This window comes from Hyphomicrobium sp. DMF-1 (genome assembly GCF_027886585.1).
GTDB lineage: Bacteria > Pseudomonadota > Alphaproteobacteria > Rhizobiales > Hyphomicrobiaceae > Hyphomicrobium_C > Hyphomicrobium_C zavarzinii.
In genome coordinates, this window is the sequence record NZ_CP115706.1 from 3,859,445 (window position 1) to 3,874,289 (window position 14,845).

The 14,845-nt window shown below is 66.0% G+C and carries 13 protein-coding genes; 6 read left to right on the forward strand and 7 right to left on the reverse strand.

What is annotated here, in order from left to right:
- Window positions 1-8: 8 nt before the first annotated feature.
- Window positions 9-899, reverse strand: coding sequence for a 4-hydroxy-tetrahydrodipicolinate synthase (gene dapA, locus PE058_RS17630; protein WP_271028981.1), 891 nt, complete (start codon window positions 897-899; stop codon window positions 9-11).
- Between the two features lie 347 nt (window positions 900-1,246).
- On the opposite strand from dapA, the gene PE058_RS17635 reads away from it, so the two are divergent.
- The gene (locus PE058_RS17635) at window positions 1,247-3,499 is read left to right on the forward strand and encodes a transglycosylase SLT domain-containing protein (RefSeq protein WP_271028982.1); all 2,253 of its coding nucleotides are present in this window, start codon (window positions 1,247-1,249) and stop codon (window positions 3,497-3,499) included.
- A gap of 75 nt (window positions 3,500-3,574) precedes the next feature.
- Window positions 3,575-4,495 carry an alpha/beta fold hydrolase gene (locus tag PE058_RS17640; protein WP_271028983.1) on the forward strand — a complete coding sequence of 307 codons (921 nt, stop codon included), beginning with the start codon at window positions 3,575-3,577 and terminating at the stop codon, window positions 4,493-4,495.
- On the opposite strand, the gene PE058_RS17645 is transcribed toward PE058_RS17640, so the two are convergent.
- The 6 genes from PE058_RS17645 to cysQ form a co-directional block, all read right to left on the reverse strand.
- Complete coding sequence (locus tag PE058_RS17645; RefSeq protein ID WP_271028984.1) at window positions 4,486-6,411, reverse strand: sodium:solute symporter family transporter; 1,926 nt, start codon at window positions 6,409-6,411, stop codon at window positions 4,486-4,488. The two genes, PE058_RS17640 and PE058_RS17645, sit on opposite strands and share 10 nt — an antisense overlap.
- A complete protein-coding gene (locus tag PE058_RS17650) occupies window positions 6,404-6,835 on the reverse strand; it encodes a DUF4212 domain-containing protein (protein WP_020085179.1) in 432 nt (143 codons plus the stop codon). Before PE058_RS17650 ends, PE058_RS17645 begins: the two co-directional genes overlap by 8 nt.
- A 28-nt stretch (window positions 6,836-6,863) precedes the next feature.
- Window positions 6,864-7,610: a TSUP family transporter gene (locus PE058_RS17655; protein ID WP_271028985.1), complete on the reverse strand. Its 747-nt coding sequence runs from the start codon at window positions 7,608-7,610 to the stop codon at window positions 6,864-6,866.
- Between the two features lie 212 nt (window positions 7,611-7,822).
- Window positions 7,823-9,328, reverse strand: coding sequence for a hypothetical protein (locus PE058_RS17660; RefSeq protein ID WP_020085177.1), 1,506 nt, complete (start codon window positions 9,326-9,328; stop codon window positions 7,823-7,825).
- Between the two features lie 126 nt (window positions 9,329-9,454).
- Window positions 9,455-10,537, reverse strand: a complete 1,083-nt coding sequence (locus PE058_RS17665) for a DUF1134 domain-containing protein (protein WP_020085176.1) — start codon at window positions 10,535-10,537, stop codon at window positions 9,455-9,457.
- A gap of 240 nt (window positions 10,538-10,777) precedes the next feature.
- Window positions 10,778-11,608 carry a 3'(2'),5'-bisphosphate nucleotidase CysQ gene (cysQ, locus tag PE058_RS17670; protein ID WP_040497929.1) on the reverse strand — a complete coding sequence of 277 codons (831 nt, stop codon included), beginning with the start codon at window positions 11,606-11,608 and terminating at the stop codon, window positions 10,778-10,780.
- Window positions 11,609-11,887: 279 nt separating this feature from the next.
- On the opposite strand from cysQ, the gene PE058_RS17675 reads away from it, so the two are divergent.
- The 4 genes from PE058_RS17675 to PE058_RS17690 all read left to right on the forward strand — a co-directional run bounded on the left by PE058_RS17675 (window position 11,888) and on the right by PE058_RS17690 (window position 14,768).
- Window positions 11,888-12,535, forward strand: a complete 648-nt coding sequence (locus PE058_RS17675) for a histidine phosphotransferase family protein (RefSeq protein ID WP_020085174.1) — start codon at window positions 11,888-11,890, stop codon at window positions 12,533-12,535.
- A gap of 255 nt (window positions 12,536-12,790) precedes the next feature.
- Entirely contained in the window at window positions 12,791-13,159 is a 369-nt protein-coding gene (locus PE058_RS17680; RefSeq protein ID WP_020085173.1) for a response regulator, read from the forward strand.
- A 191-nt stretch (window positions 13,160-13,350) separates the two neighbouring features.
- The gene (locus PE058_RS17685) at window positions 13,351-13,974 is read left to right on the forward strand and encodes an ABC transporter ATP-binding protein (RefSeq protein ID WP_271028986.1); all 624 of its coding nucleotides are present in this window, start codon (window positions 13,351-13,353) and stop codon (window positions 13,972-13,974) included.
- On the forward strand, window positions 13,971-14,768 hold the full coding sequence (locus PE058_RS17690) for an ABC transporter permease (RefSeq protein ID WP_271028987.1): 798 nt from the start codon (window positions 13,971-13,973) through the stop codon (window positions 14,766-14,768). Before PE058_RS17685 ends, PE058_RS17690 begins: the two co-directional genes overlap by 4 nt.
- The last annotated feature ends 77 nt before the right edge of the window (window positions 14,769-14,845 follow it).

Here is a 14,845-nt window from a genome sequence, read left to right on the forward strand (position 1 = left end):
GCGCTCGGCTATTCGGCGGCGGCGGCCTGCAGCAAACCGACCTTGATCAGCACCGCATCCACTGCCTTCTTCGTCTGCTCCGAGACCGGCGTCAGGGGCAGGCGCATCTCGGCCGAGCAGATGCCCAGGCGCGAGGCCGCATACTTCACCGGACCCGGGTTGGTCTCGACGAACATCACGTCGAACAGCGGCATCAGCCGGTCCTGCATCTTCAGGGCGCCCACGAAATCGCCCTTCATCAGCATGTTCTGGAACTCGGCGCAGAGGCGCGGCGCGATGTTCGAGGCAACCGAAATGCAGCCATGGCCGCCGTGCGCGGTGAAGGCCAGCGCGGTCGCGTCCTCGCCGGAAAGCTGGTTGAACTCGGGACCCATTGCGGCACGCTGCTGGGAGACGCGCGCGAGGTTGGCGGTGGCATCCTTCACGCCGACGACGTTCTTCAGCTCGTACACGCGCGCCATAGTCGATACCGACATGTCGACGTTGGTGCGGCCGGGAATGTTGTAGATCACGATCGGAATGCCGACGCGATCGTTGATGGCCTTGAAGTGCTGGTAGAGGCCTTCCTGCGTGGGCTTGTTGTAGTAGGGGTTCACGATCAGGATCGCATCCGCACCTGCCTTCTCGGCGTGGGTGGACAATTCGATCGCCTCGTCCGTCGAGTTCGAGCCCGTGCCCGCGATCACCGGGACGCGTCCGCGCGCCGCCTCGATGGTGATATCGATCACCCTCTTATGCTCGTCGAAATTCAAAGTGGGGCTCTCACCGGTGGTTCCCGTCGGGACCAAGCCGTGCGTACCCTCGGTAATCTGCCAATCGACAAAGCGGCGCAGAGCCTCCTCGTCTACAAGGCCGTTCTTGAACGGCGTGATCAACGCCGTGATGGAGCCCTTGAACATGCGCTCTCTCGATGTCCTTCGCTAGCAACGGTCGCGGCAGGCGCGCCGATCGCGTTCGTATTGGTCTTGCCGCAGCCGTACGCCCCTGTGCGAAGCGGGGGATACCTTGAACGCACGCGCTCGAATTTGTACCCTCTCCCCGGATCGCCCGTCTCGGCCACGGCCCCTTGCGGCTGGGATGGTGGACATTATGCGCTCAGGCGGCAGCCTGCAAGCCAAGTGGCGTCCGGTTGGTGGTGGGGCCGCGTTCGCTATACTAATGCCATGAACGGGCCAAAAAGGGGCTGCAACTGCCTATCACTCTTGGATTGAACCGGCGCATTTCCCGCGCCGCGGCGAGGATAAGCGTGACGGGACGAACCTCAAACTGGATATCCGGGCTCAAATACCTGGGGGGCGGCACGGGCACAGCGATGGCCGGGCTTCCGCTCCTTCTTGCATTGAGCCTGACGGCCGCCACGGCCCCCGTGCAGGCCGACCCCAAAACGGCCGCGGCCACACCGGCCGCCGCTCATCCGGAGATGCCGAAGCCCGCCAAGCCCTCTAAGCCGGAGCGGGAGCACACGGCGCGGCTCGATGCGGCTATCGCGCCGCTCCGCTCCTACACGCTGAGCGCTGCGGATGCCCAGAGCCTGCGCGAGGCCGTAAAGGCAATTGCCGCCGGCCAGGGTGACGCCGACAAGGCCAACGCGATCAAGGGACAGATCGAGGATCCGGTGGCGCGGAAGCTGGTGGACTGGTTCCGCCTGCGCAAAGGCCTCGGACGGCCGGAAGAGTATCGCGCCTTCCTGGAAGCCAATCCGGCCTGGCCCGACCGCACCACCCTCAACCAGAAGCTCGAAGAGATCCTCTTCACCCACGGCGGCAGCTCGGGCGAGATCAAATCCTACTTCAACGGACGGGAGCCTCAGAGCGGCGTCGGCTTCGCGGCGCTGGCCTCCGCCTATCTGGCCGAAGGCAACAGCGACGAGGCCCGCCGGCTCGCAGCGAAGGCTTGGCGCGAGAAGATGCTGCCCGCGAGCCTCGAAGCCGGATTTCTGACGCGCTTCGGCGCCTTGCTCACGGTCGCCGATCACAAATGGCGCCTCGACCGGCTGTTGATGGACGACATGCGGTGGGCGAGCGAGAAGACCGCGCGCGCTGCCATCGTGCGCCGGGTCATTCCGCTGCTGCCGGCGGGCGAGCAAAAGAAAGCGGAAGCACGGCTCGCCGTCTTCCTCGGCTCGAACGGCGCGAAAAAGGGGATCGAGGGCCTGCCGGCCGAGCGGGTGCCGGATTGGGGACTCGTGTTCCATCGCATCCAGGCGCTGCGCCGGTCGGGCAACAGCGAGGAAGCTTCGAAGGTTCTGCTCGGCGCACCGACGGAGGAAGCGCTGATCGTCTCGCCCGACGACTGGTGGCTCGAACGGCGCGCCAATGCCTACGAGGCGCTGAAGGCAAACAAGCCGAAGCTCGCTTACGAGCTCGTCCGCGAAGCGGGGCCGCTGAGCGCAAACCCGCTCAAGGACCAGTCGTTCATGGCGGGCTGGCTGGCGCTGCGCTACCTCAAGGACCCAAAGACGGCCGAGCGTCATTTCCAGGTGATGAACAAGGCGGCGGATGGCCCGCTGAGCCGCGCGAAAGCGCGCTACTGGCTGGGGCGCGCGGCGGAAGCCCGGGGCGACAAGGCGGCCGCGGACGAATACTACCGCCAGGCGCTCGCGGATCCCGACACCTTCCACGCCCTGCTCGCGCGACAGAAGCTCGAGCCGGGGCGGCTCGCGATCACCACCTCGCCGCCCGCCGAGCCGGCCGCCGATCAGATCAACGCGTTCGTCAATCTCGACGCTGCGAAGGCTGTCGTGATCGCCAAGAACGCCGGGCTCGATGTCAGCATCCCGCGCCTGTTCATCGTGCAGCTTCGCCAATACGTGAAGACGGAGGCCGAGAGCGCAATGGTCGCGCATCTGGCGGAGGCAATCGGCGACACGCAGTCGGCGGTGCGCGCGGCGAAGGCCGCAATCGCGCGCGGCCAGAATCTCTACTACTACGCCTACCCGGTTCATCCCTTCCCGGCCTACAAGCCACTCAGGAAACCGCCGGAGACGGCGTTCCTGCTGGGCCTTGCGCGGCAGGAGACCGAATTCAACACGCTGATCGTCTCGGGCGCCGGCGCCAAGGGCCTGTTGCAGGTGATGACCGTGACCGCGAAGCACGTTTGCCGCGACTACAAGATCAAGTGCGACATCAACCGGCTTCTCTCCGACCCCTCCTACAATGCGATGCTGGCCTCGGCCTATGTGGGCGATCGCATGGAGGAGTTTTCGGGGTCCTATATCCTGACGCTCGCGGGCTATAACGCGGGGCCGGGACGCGCCCGGCAGTGGATCCGCGAGTTCGGCGATCCGCGCAATCCGAAGGTCGATCCCATCGACTGGATCGAGCGCATTCCGATCCAGGAGACGCGCGAATACGTGGCGAAGGTTCTGGCCAACATCCAGATCTATCGCGCGCGCCTTGGCGAGGAGAAGGCGGCACTAAGGCTGGAGGAGGATCTGAACCGGGCCCGCATGGCGGCGCGGCAACCGGGCTCTCCGAGCGGGGGACGTTCGGACGGCTAGCAACACGACGCGAGTTCTTTTCATTCTCCACCGGGCTGGGCGGCCCGGCCGGAAATTTTCAGCGGGGTAAGTGGCATGACGCGTACAGCGCCGGCGTTTCGAGACATTTATTTCACGGCCCGCGACGGGCTCAGGCTCTACGGCCGGCACTATCCAGCCGCTTTCCATGATGGCGTCGTGCGCCGCCCCGTACTCTGCCTCGCGGGCCTCACCCGCAATTGCCGCGATTTCAACGTGATCGCCGAAGAGCTTTCGCAACGGCATGACGGGCCGCGCGACGTCTACACGTTCGACTACCGCGGGCGCGGGCTTTCGGAAGCCGATCCGGACTGGCGCAACTACGCCGTGCCGATCGAAGCGCTCGACGTGCTCGATTTCATGATCGTCACGGGCGTGAAGACGGCGTCCGTCATCGGCACCTCGCGCGGCGGTCTGATCGCCATGGCGATCGCCGCCATACAGCCCCGCGCGCTCGGCGCGGTCGTGCTGAACGACATCGGCCCGGTGATCGAGCAGAAGGGCCTCGGCCGCATCTCGGCCTATGTGGGGCGCATTCCCCTTCCGGGCACATGGGCGGAAGCAGGCGCGCTGGTGCACGATATGAGCCGCCGCGCATTTCCGGCCGTGCCGCCCGAGGACTGGGTCGAAGTAGCGAAGCAATGGTTCAACGAGCACAAGGGGCGCCCGGCACCCGGCTACGATCCCGAGCTTTCCAACGCGCTCTCCGTGCTCGATGGGCCCATTCCGGCGCTGTGGCCGCAATTCGAAGCGCTGAAACGGGTTCCGGTGATGGTGCTGCGCGGAGAAAAGTCCGACATCCTCTCGGCCGAGACCGTGGAAGAGATGCGGCGGCGCCATCCCGCTTTCACCTCGTTCGTCGTTCCCGGCCAAGGCCACGCGCCGCTTTTGAGAGATGCGGAAAGCATCGATCAAATCGCGGGCTTCCTCGGTGCCGCGGAAGCCTCCGAGTGGCAGCCCCGGCTCGCTTACGGCTGAGCGTCACCCGCTTCACTCCGGCGGCGGCGCGAAGGTGTCACCGCGCTCACGAGCAGCAGAGCGAGAAGACCGGCAGGCACGCCGAACACGGCGGAGGATGCGCGATCGACTCCCGCCCAGTTGGCGAGCCCCTCGCGCGAGGGGGTTCCGCCGATCAGATCCTGCAACGCCTTTGCCGCGATCTCCCTGGCCTCGTCATTCTCGCCCTCGCGCGCTTCCGTCTCGAGGGTCGAGAACTCCTCGATCGCTGCTTCTCCCGCATTCGAAAGCTGCGGCCAGGTCGCGTAGAACGTTGCGGGAAAGAACGTCGTCGCCACGATGTAATAGCCCGTCGTACCAGCCCCGGCGATCATCGCTGCGACCACGCCCGCAGCCGTCGCCCGGCGCCAGGAAAGTCCCACCGATAACGCCGGGAACAATCCAGCGGCTGCAATGGCGAACACGCAAACGACAAGCGTGACCAGATCCTCACGCCGTAGCAAGGCCACGCCGACAGCGGCCGCAACCACCACCAGTGCCAGCAACGGATGTGAACGGCTTTTCTCCCCGCTCGGCGCGGCGAAGCCGAGGTCCGAAACGCTCCGGGCGAGGCTTGCTGCCATCACGACACCGGCGCATACGGCAGCAGCCGCAAAAAGGAGCGAGATCTCCGCCGGGTGCTCTGTCAGGGCGGGTATGGCGAACACCAGCCCGAGTGGCTCGATAACGAGCGCTGCCTGGGTGAGCGCTGCCGTCTCGTTTCCGGCCGCCGCGCTGGCCGCGGGGAGAACGCTCGTGAGGTAAATGGTCCACGAAGACGCCGAAGGCTCTGCGACGAGCGTGCGCGCGGACGCCACCATCGCCTGCTGAATCTGAGGATCGAGTGCCTGCCAACGGCCGAGCGCTTGCGTATCGGCGGAGAAAGCGCCCGCAATGGCATCCGCATTCTCGCTGCCCGCGCGCACGGCGTCCGTCACCTGATCGAGCAGATGCAGGGAGGTTCCGTAGAGATGCACGAAGCCCGAGCGCAGCGGAGCTTCGAGCCAGGCGGGTAGCTCCGCGAGGGGTGTCGCCTTTGCAACGAGCCCGTAGATCTCAAGCTTCACGAAGGCCACGAGGGCAGGAACGGTGACGAGGAGGAGCATCACGAAAAGTGCGGTCCAGGCGCCGGCGAGCCGTGTGACGGCGGGGCGCTTCCGCGTCGCGAGGGCAGCGAGAAGCTGGGGTAGCACCGCAACGCCGAGTGCGAGCGTCACGACGAGCGCAAACACGTCGAGCTGCGAGAGGCGGATGAAGGGTGCCGTGTGGGCGCTGAAGGTGTCGAAATCGACGACGCCCGCTTCGAGAAGCTGGTCCTCAATGCCGTGCAAGTCGGCCAGGGCGTGACCGAACGCGAAGTGCGGAAACACCAGGCCCTGTGCTTTTACCGCGATCAGGCAGAGGGGCACGATGAGGCTTGCCGCGAGCAGGAGATATGCGATCGCAGAGAGCACGCGGAGCGGCGCCTCCCCCAACGCGACCGTAGCTAGCGCGATGAGAAGCGCCATGCCGAGTACGGCCCAGGTCTCTGGAACGGCAACGGCGTTGGCCGCAACGCGCGCGATGAACGACACTTCCGCCCCGATGACCGGAATGGTGGTGAGGAGCAGGATGAGAGCCGCGACGGCTGCGGCGGTGCGTCCATGCCTCTCACGCAACGCCCCCGCCGCGCTCGAGGCACCCAGCGCGCTGAGCTTCGGCGCGATCAACAAGCCCGCCAGCACCACGCCCGCCAGAATGCCGAGGCCGTAAGCCAAATGATCGTAGCCCGCGAAATAGACGAGGCCGGGAAGTGCTGCGAGAAGCGAAACGGGAACCGCCCGTCCCGCCGCCGACAAGCCTGCGAGCGACAGCGGCGTCGATCTCTCCGCGACGGGATGGGCCGCGATGTCACTCATTGCCCGCCCCCTCCGCATCGATGCGGTTCTGCCGGCCGGCCCAGACAAACGCCAGAATGACGAGACCGATCAGACCGCCTTGGGCGGCGAGATAATAGCCGACGGGAAATCCTTCGAGGCGCAGCAGGTTGAAGGGCTCGGCGGCAAGCGGCAATCCCACCGCGAGGCTTGCTGCGCCGAGAAACGCCGCAGCCGTGAGGCGTGCGCTCCGGATGGTGTGGCGACGCTCGTGATGGCGCTGCATGGCCCTGCGGGAGAGGCCAGCCGCGATCAACAGTATGCCGAGAGCCAGGATGAACCCGGTGCCGCCATAGCCGAGCAACGGAAAAAAATCGATGTTCGAGAGACCGAGCGTATCTCCAGCACCCGTGAGGATGATGAACGCGCCAGCGACCAGCAGAAGCCCCAGAACGATCTCGATCATGCAGCACTCCCTACGACGCTGACGCCGACTATCCTCGCAGAAGCAGGCTCGCCGCAATCGCTATCGAGACGATCACGACGAGAGGGCGGATCAGGGGCGCGCCGCGCAGCATCGCGGTGCGGGCCCCGGCCCGGGAGCCCACGACCTGCCCGAGCGCCATCACCAATCCCACCGTGTAATCGACGTTGCCCGCCGCGGCAAAGACGGCGAGAGCGACGGCGTTCGACGTCAGATTGAGGAGTTTGGTGCCCGCTGTCCCCTTCAAGAGGTCGGTGCCGAGCAGGGCAACGAAACCCATCAGGTACATAGAGCCGGCGCCCGGCCCCAGGAAACCGTCATAGGCGCCAATGGGCCCGGCAACGCCGAGCGCGAAGGAAAGCGGCCCGAGACGGGCCTTGCGCGGGCCCGCGCCCAGATGCGGCGCGAGAGCGAAATATCCGGCCACGACCAACAGAATGGCAGGCACCGCGAGGCGCAGCCTGTCGGGATCGATCCACTGCACGGCGGCGCTGCCGAGCAGCGCGCCTGCGGCGACCGCCGCGATGGCGGGCGCGAGCGCACGCACGTCGATGTGGCCCGCGCGCCAGAAGGCGAAGCTCGACGCGGCAACGCCGAACGTTCCCTGCAGCTTGTTGGTGGCGATGGCCTGCACGGGCGGCATTCCCGCCATCAGCAGAGCGGGCAACGTGATCAGGCCGCCGCCGCCCGCGATGGCGTCGACAAATCCGGCGCACGCGGCTACGGCGACGAGCAGACCAAGGATCTCGAGTTCCAACGGAGCTTTTCCCTGCTCAGTCCCCGCACGATTTTCGCCCTGCCCTGCATACGGGAAGGGCGCAGCAAATCGGGGCGGCGCCCGTGGCACCACCCCGATGTCTTCTCCCTAGACTTGGGCCCTATTTTGCTTGTTCCGGCGCGGCTTGGCCCCTCCTCGCCCCGATAGTGCGCACAATGAAAGTACCGCTCCGGCCTGTCAAGGCGAAGCGATCATGCAACGGGCTTCTCTGCCCTGGTAATTCTTTCGATGAGACTTGCCCGGCGGTCCGTTTTCTTGGGCGCTTCTCCGTTGGGAGCGCCCGCGGCCGACGCGGCGCCGTTAGCAGGCTCCGGGTTGCCGTTCGCCGTTGCGACCTGAGTGCCCGAGACGCCATCGAGGGCACGAAGGAAGCCGCTTACCCGCGCCTGATCGTTGCCATCCCGGCGCGCAGCGGAAGCGGCTGCCCCGACGGCGGGTTGAACGGGGCGGGGCGGACGCGGCGCATTGATGCGCTCGACGAGCGGTTGCGGGCGGCCTGTCGTCTCGCGGCGGGCGCCTGCCGTGGGAAGGGTTCCCGCGCCGAGGCGGCGCATCTCGTCCATGAAGTGGGCAGCCTGACGCGCGAGCTTCTCGTTCGCGGCCGCGATCTCGGCCCGGAGCCGCTGGATCGTGCCGCTCTGTTCCTCGGCCTGGGCCTGCAGCGCACTGACACGCGCGCGCATCGCCACCTTGCTGTCCTTCATCGTGCGGTCGTCGGCGTCCTCCGCCTCGTAGGTGGCGAGCGCCGCCTTGAGACGCGCGACCTCAGCCGACTGATCCTGGTTGGCCGAGGTGAGCGCGCGAATCTCGGCTTCGAGCGCAGCCTGGCCGGCATGGCCCGCCTCGGCCATGCCACGCGCGGAGCGCAAGGCGTTCTCGGCGTCGGCAAGATCCTTGCGCAGGCGGGCAAGCTCCTCGGTGTGGTCGATGGCCGACTCGGAGGCGGGCGCCGGTTGAGCCGGTGCCTTCGGCGCGCTGGCGGCGGCCTGCGTCGCGGTTCCCGCATTCGACAACGCGCTTTGGAGACGGCTGATGACAGCCGACTGATCGCGCGTCTTGGTGCGCAACGCCTCGATCTCGGCCCGCAGCGCAACCTCGCCGTCGAAGCGCGGATCGGCCAGCGTCTCGCGGTTGCGCGCCGCGCGGGCGGCGAGCGTGGCGTTCAGGCGATGTATCTCGTCGCGCTGCTGAGCGTTGATCTGCGTCGCCTCCTCGAGCGCATGCGTCTGGCGCTGCGAGGACTGCGTGAGGCTGCCGATCTCCCGATCGCGGTTGAACAGGAGCTTCTTGGCTTCGTTGAGACGGAACTCCACCTTGGGCATGCGCTCCGCGATGGTCTGCTCCAGAACCCGGCGGGCGTTCTCGTGCTCCTCAAGCGCGCCTCTCAGGCGCTCGACCTCACCTTCGAGCTCGCTGATGCCAGCGTCGCGGCGATTGAGCTCGACGCGCTGGCGGGCGGCGAGATACGCGGCCTTCTCCACCTTCTGCTCGAGCTTGTGAATCGTAAGGGCGTAGGTCGCGCGCAGGCGGTCCTTGTCGGCAGCGATCTCGGCAGACGACAGCGGCATCGTCGCGCGCAGCGCCTCGGTCGCGAGGCGCGCGGAACGCCGGCCGTAAAGCGGCGCCAGCAGAAAGCCGATGAGGCCTGCCGTGAAAAACCCGAGCGCCACCAGCATGGCGGATTGGATCGTGATCACCGGCGCATCCCCCGGGCCACTCCTCTCATGTCCATCCCCGCAGACGAAACAACACAACGTGGGCGACTAAAGCCGCCCCCGCTGTCCGGCGCAAGCGGATTGCTCCGGTCCGGATTCATCACCCACTTATAAAGGATTCCAAGTCGGTGTGCGGGTATACTTGAGGTATCCCACGTTGGCGCCCAAGCGCACGCCGACGCCGGAGCGGATCACGGCGAGTGTCACGTCTCCGTATTTCTGGAACTGCACGCTCAAGCCGCCCACGAGATAGGCAGCTCCCTGAACGCCTCCAAATCTATTATAGATTTCCGAAGGATCGCGGAGATTGTACACGAGCACCATTGCCTTCGAGCCTTCGGCGCCGGCATCGTAGCCGACGGAAGGCCCCTGCCAGAACACTTTGTGGTCACCCGCGTCTTTCGTGTAGAGGCGGCCCTCGCCGTAACGCAACCCAACGACGAAAGCGCCACCGGCGTCTTCGCCCAGGATGTAGCCGTTCGGACGTCCCTGGCTCTTGAAAGCGTATTCCACAGCCTGCGCGAGGTTCTGGCTGATGGCGCCGAAGAACCCGTGCCCTGCGGCGATGATCTCGTTCTGCTCGTAAGTCGAGCCGCCGCCTTGCGCGGGAGCCGCTTCGCGGTAGGGCTGGCCGGTGTCACCGGGGGGAGGCGCATAGGGCTCACCGTAGCCACCACTGTCCGCCGGTTGACCCGGGTCTGTGTAGCTGTCGCTGCGTCCCTGACGGCTCGGCGAATAGACGTCGCCGCCCCCGCCTCCGGAATAGGTGTCCTGGCGTGGCGGCGGAGCGTAGGCGTCGTTGCCTCCGCCATAGCCGCCCCGGCTCGGGGAGTACGCGTCTCCATTCACGCCGTATCCGCCGGAGTTGCCCCCCTGCGGATAGGCGCCACCGCCCTGGGAGTAACCGTTGCCGCTCTGGGGGTAGTTGCCTTGCGAATAGGTGTCGTTCGAGCGGGCGTAGGGATCGGCGCGCCCGTTCGAGCCGTAGCTCCCCGAATTGTAGTTCCCGGAATTGGTATTGCCCGAATAGTTCGATGTGCTGCCGCCGCTGCGGTAGCTGTCGACCGAGAACTCGCCGGACGGCGCTCTCCACGGCTGACTGTCCTGGGCACTGGCGGGGAGGGTCGCGAGAATAAGAAGCGCGGCTCCCGCGAAATGAGGCAGGCGGCGCAAGAGAGAAAAGGCGGTCATTGGTTTCCGACGTCCTCGGGGTTTCCGAAATCCTTGGATCTCGCGCATGAAGCGACGACGACGCAGATGCACGCAGACCGTACCGAACCCCCAAAGATACTTCGCTTAAAGTGTTACCAAAGTGTGGCCGCTTGGCCCGCATCGGAAGTCCGTCGCGGAGCTCATGCGAGCAAGCCTCCGGGATGACTCACGAATCCGCCGCGATCACAAATTGCGGGTATCGCGTGCTTCGTGGGACGGTTAGTCCTCGGCGCGCGGCGGGATCGGCTCCCGGCCCCAGGCGACGAAATTGGGATTGAGGTAGCCGTCGTCGGCATTGCCGCAGGTCAAGGGATGTCCGGCGAGCGTGGTGACCATGCCGCCCGCTGCTTCCAGAATGGCTTGGCCCGCCGCGGTATCCCACTCCTTCGTCGGTCCCAGGCGCACGTAGAAGTCGGCATCGCCTCGGGCGATCTGGCAGAACTTGAGCGACGAGCCGGCGCGCTTTACTTCCGTGATGGCGTAGCGTGACAGGAACGCCTCGATCTGCGGCGTGCGGTGGGAGCGGCTTTCGAGAACCGTCAGCGCATTGACGTTGGGCGTGCGCGTTCTGAGCTCCCGAAGCGGATAGCTCGCCAGCGGCTCGGCCTTGGCGGTGACGGGAATGTGCGTGCCGACCGACCTTCCCGGACCGAGCGTGACATAGAGCTCACCCAGAGCGGGCGCGTAGATCATTCCGAAAACCGGCGACTTTCCGACCACGAGCCCGATATTGACGGTGAACTCGCCGCAATGGTTCACGAATTCGCGCGTGCCGTCGAGAGGATCGACGAGGAAGAATGCGGTTCCCCTTGGCGGGGCCTCGCCCAGCGACACGCTCTCCTCGGCCACCACCGGAACACCGCGCGCGGCATGCCAGAGGCCGTCCAGCAGGAGCGCTTCCGCCTCGCGATCGGCAGCGGTGACGGGGGACGAATCGGGCTTCTGCTCGACCAGCACGCCGCATTCATAAAGGTGCATCTGGGCTGCGCCCGCCGCGAGAACAGCGGGCAACAGCTTGTCGGCCAATGCTGGGAAATCGAATGTTCTCATCAGAGCGTCCCGAATCGCCCGTTATTTCCCTTGGCCACAGCTCCACTCCAATCCGGCGTGGCCGTCGAGACTCATTCATAGCCCAAAATGGGCGTGCGTCCCGCTTGCCGACCGGCCAGCCTTTGCAGATCCACAGGTGGCGTGTATCAGAGCAGACAAGGTGTTTGCGAAGCAAGATCAACTGCGCGATCCGGCAGAAGACAAGGCGACCGGCAGGCAGACTACTGCGGGACATGGCCGCTGCCTAAAAACCGATCGCTCGTTAGGGGGCAAATTTCCATGACCGAGGCTACTCAGCGCGTCCATCCGACGGATCTCGAACTTGCCGCTCTGATCTCGAGCAAGATCTGCCATGACGTGATCGGCCCCGTGGGCGCCATCTACAACGGGCTCGAGATCCTGAGCGAGGACGACGACGCGGAGGCGAAGACCTATGCGCTGAGCGTCATCCGCAATGTCACGGAACAAGCCTCTGCGCGCCTTCAGTTCGCGCGCTTCGCATTTGGCGCGGCAGGCTCTGCCGGCTCGCTGATCGACCTCGGCACGGCCGAGCAGATTTCCCGCGGCTTCATCGGCCAAGGCAAACACAAGCTCGGCTGGCAGGGCTTGGGCGGCCACATGGCGAAGGACAAGGTCAAGCTGCTGTTGAACCTCATCGCGGTCGCGGTCACCGCGCTGCCGCGCGGCGGCGAGATCACGGTCCTGATGTCGGGAACGAACGAGGCGCCCAATTTCGTTCTGCGCTGCCAGGGCACCGGGGCGCGCCCGCCCCAGCATCTTGGCGAGTTCATCTCAGGGGAAGGCCTCCCCGCGCTCGATGCCATGACCATCCAGGCCTACTACACGTGGCGGCTTTCGCTGGCCGCGGGCATGACGCTCTCAATCGTGAAGGACGGGCCGGACATTCTTCTTTCCGCGCTCGGTTAACTCGATCCGCCGACCCCCTTTTACTTTTCGCCCCGCAGGCCGCGGCGCGGGTTCCGGCGTTATCGCGCATCAATTCCAAGGCTTCCAGCGCGGACACGCGTGCCGCCGACGCGCGTTCCTCAACCAGTCGTTAACTCCTTTAAAGCACAAATGACTTTGGAGACGCCCGCGCAGGTTGCGTGTCGTCTGCAACGAAAGTCGCGTGAGCGGATTTCACTGGTGCTACTCAATAGATAGGTCGGAGCCACGACATCCATGAAGCGGTGCCTGATTGCCGATCAATCCGAGGTCATTCGCAAGGTCGCGCGGCACTACCTCGAAAAGATGCAGTTCGAGGTGCTGGAGGCCGATTCCGCAGACCCTGCCCTGCTGCTCTGCCGCGACAAGGGCGTGGACGCCGTCATTCTCGACGCGCGCCTTCCCGGCAAGACCACCATCGAGTTCCTGTCCGCGCTGCGGTTTGCGGGCAGCGCCCAGCGGCCGCTGATCATCTATGCGACGACCGAAAACGATCCCGCTGACATCTCGCGCGCTTTCGCAGCCGGCGCCGACACCTACATGATGAAGCCGTTCGACCATAACGCGTTCGTCGAAACGATCACCAACACCGGCCTCGCCAGCTAACTCGGCCCCCGCGCTGACAGCGTCCCGGGAGGGGCAGCGCGCCCGGCGATCCGCCCCCTTTCCGCAAATTCCGTTTTCAGTTCGATGAAAGCGCTCTATGCGTCCCTATCCGGCGCGTGCATGCGCGCGTGATTCTTCTTTTCCGGGCCCTTCCCCGGCGTGCGGATTTCGGCTGACGGTAGAGACCTGTCTTGCTTCGCGTTGAACATCTCAGAATAGGCGCCCTGCCGCCCCTTTCCTTTGCAGTCGCGGACGGCGAATGCCTTGCGATCGAAGGGCCGTCGGGCTCCGGCAAGACGCGCATCCTGCGCGCGATCGCCGATCTCGATCCGGTCGAGGGACAACTCTTCCTGGACGGCACCGAGCGGCGCGAGATGCCCGCCACCGAGTGGCGGAGGCTTGCACGGTATGCTGCGGCCGAGCCAGGCTGGTGGGCCGACACGCCACGCGGGACGTTGCCGGCGGCCGCTGCGGTGCAGGCGCGCATCGTCCGCCTGCTCGCTGCCGTCGGCCTCGACGAAGATGTGCTGGACCGGCCGGTGAGCCTTCTTTCGACAGGCGAGCGGCAGAGAATTGCGCTCGTTCGCGCGCTCGTCGACGAGCCCCGGGTGCTGCTGCTCGACGAGCCGACAGGCGCGCTCGACATCGGCTCGACGGCGCTCGTTGAGGAGTTGATCCGGTTCCAGCTTCTCGCGGGACGCAGCGTGCTGATCGCGAGCCATGACACGGCGCTGATCGGCCGGCTCGCGCACGCGCGCCTTCAGCTTGCGCCTTCAGCCAGAACTCCGAAGACAGCCAGGATGCCGCCGCCATGAGCTATGTCGAGCTTTCGTTCTGGGATCTGGCGCTCGCCGCGTTGCTCCTGATCGCCAACGGCGTGGTGTCGGTCTGGTTCCGGCTCGGTCTCGAGCGCACGCTCGCGGTCTCGGCACTGCGCATGGTGATCCAGCTTTCCATCGTGGCGCTCGCGCTCAAGTTCATCTTCACGCTCGATGCGCCGATCTGGACCATTCTGTTCGGCCTGTTCATGACGGCCGCAGCGGCATTCGAGGTGGTCTCGCGGCAAGAACGGCGGATCATGGGGCCGCTCGCCCTGGCGCTCGGCGCAGGCGCGCCGTTCTTCGCGGGGCTCCTCGCCACGATGTTCGCCGCGATCGCGGTAATCGGTCCCGAGCCGTGGTATGCGCCGCGCTACGTGCTGCCGATCTTCGGCATGATGCTCGGCAACGCACTCTCCGGAACGACGCTGGTGCTCGACGCGATGACCTCGGCCGTGGTTCGCGAGCGGCCGGCGATCGAAGCGCGGCTTGCGCTCGGAGCGGGGCGCTACGAGGCGCTCGATGCCATCCTTCGGCGCGCGCTGACGACAGGGCTCATGCCGATCCTGACGGCGATGGCGGCAACCGGCGTCGTGTCGCTCCCCGGCATGATGACGGGACAGATCCTCGCCGGCATCGACCCCGTCTCGGCGGCCAAATACCAGGTGATGATCATGTTCCTGATCGCGGGATCAACCGGGATCGCAGTGGTCGGCGCCGGGCTCGGGTCCGTGCTGCTGCTCACGGACGAGCGCCACAGGTTGCGGCTGGACCGGCTGGCGAAGGCGTAAAAGGAACGGCCTCCAAAAGAGAAAACGCCGGACGGAGAAGCTCCATCCGGCGTTCTTGTTTTGCGTGCCTCTCGCCC

Excerpts from the sequence above, each read along its gene's own strand:
- PE058_RS17675 (WP_020085174.1), top strand. The coding sequence starts at position 11,888 with ATGACCGAGGCTACTCAGCGCGTCCATCCGACGGATCTCGAACTTGCC.
- PE058_RS17645 (WP_271028984.1), bottom strand. The coding sequence starts at position 6,411 with ATGAGTGACATCGCGGCCCATCCCGTCGCGGAGAGATCGACGCCGCTG.
- PE058_RS17665 (WP_020085176.1), bottom strand. The coding sequence starts at position 10,537 with ATGACCGCCTTTTCTCTCTTGCGCCGCCTGCCTCATTTCGCGGGAGCC.
- cysQ (WP_040497929.1), bottom strand. The coding sequence starts at position 11,608 with ATGAGAACATTCGATTTCCCAGCATTGGCCGACAAGCTGTTGCCCGCT.
- dapA (WP_271028981.1), bottom strand. The coding sequence starts at position 899 with ATGTTCAAGGGCTCCATCACGGCGTTGATCACGCCGTTCAAGAACGGC.
- PE058_RS17690 (WP_271028987.1), top strand. The coding sequence starts at position 13,971 with ATGAGCTATGTCGAGCTTTCGTTCTGGGATCTGGCGCTCGCCGCGTTG.
- PE058_RS17640 (WP_271028983.1), top strand. The coding sequence starts at position 3,575 with ATGACGCGTACAGCGCCGGCGTTTCGAGACATTTATTTCACGGCCCGC.
- PE058_RS17680 (WP_020085173.1), top strand. The coding sequence starts at position 12,791 with ATGAAGCGGTGCCTGATTGCCGATCAATCCGAGGTCATTCGCAAGGTC.
- PE058_RS17650 (WP_020085179.1), bottom strand. The coding sequence starts at position 6,835 with ATGATCGAGATCGTTCTGGGGCTTCTGCTGGTCGCTGGCGCGTTCATC.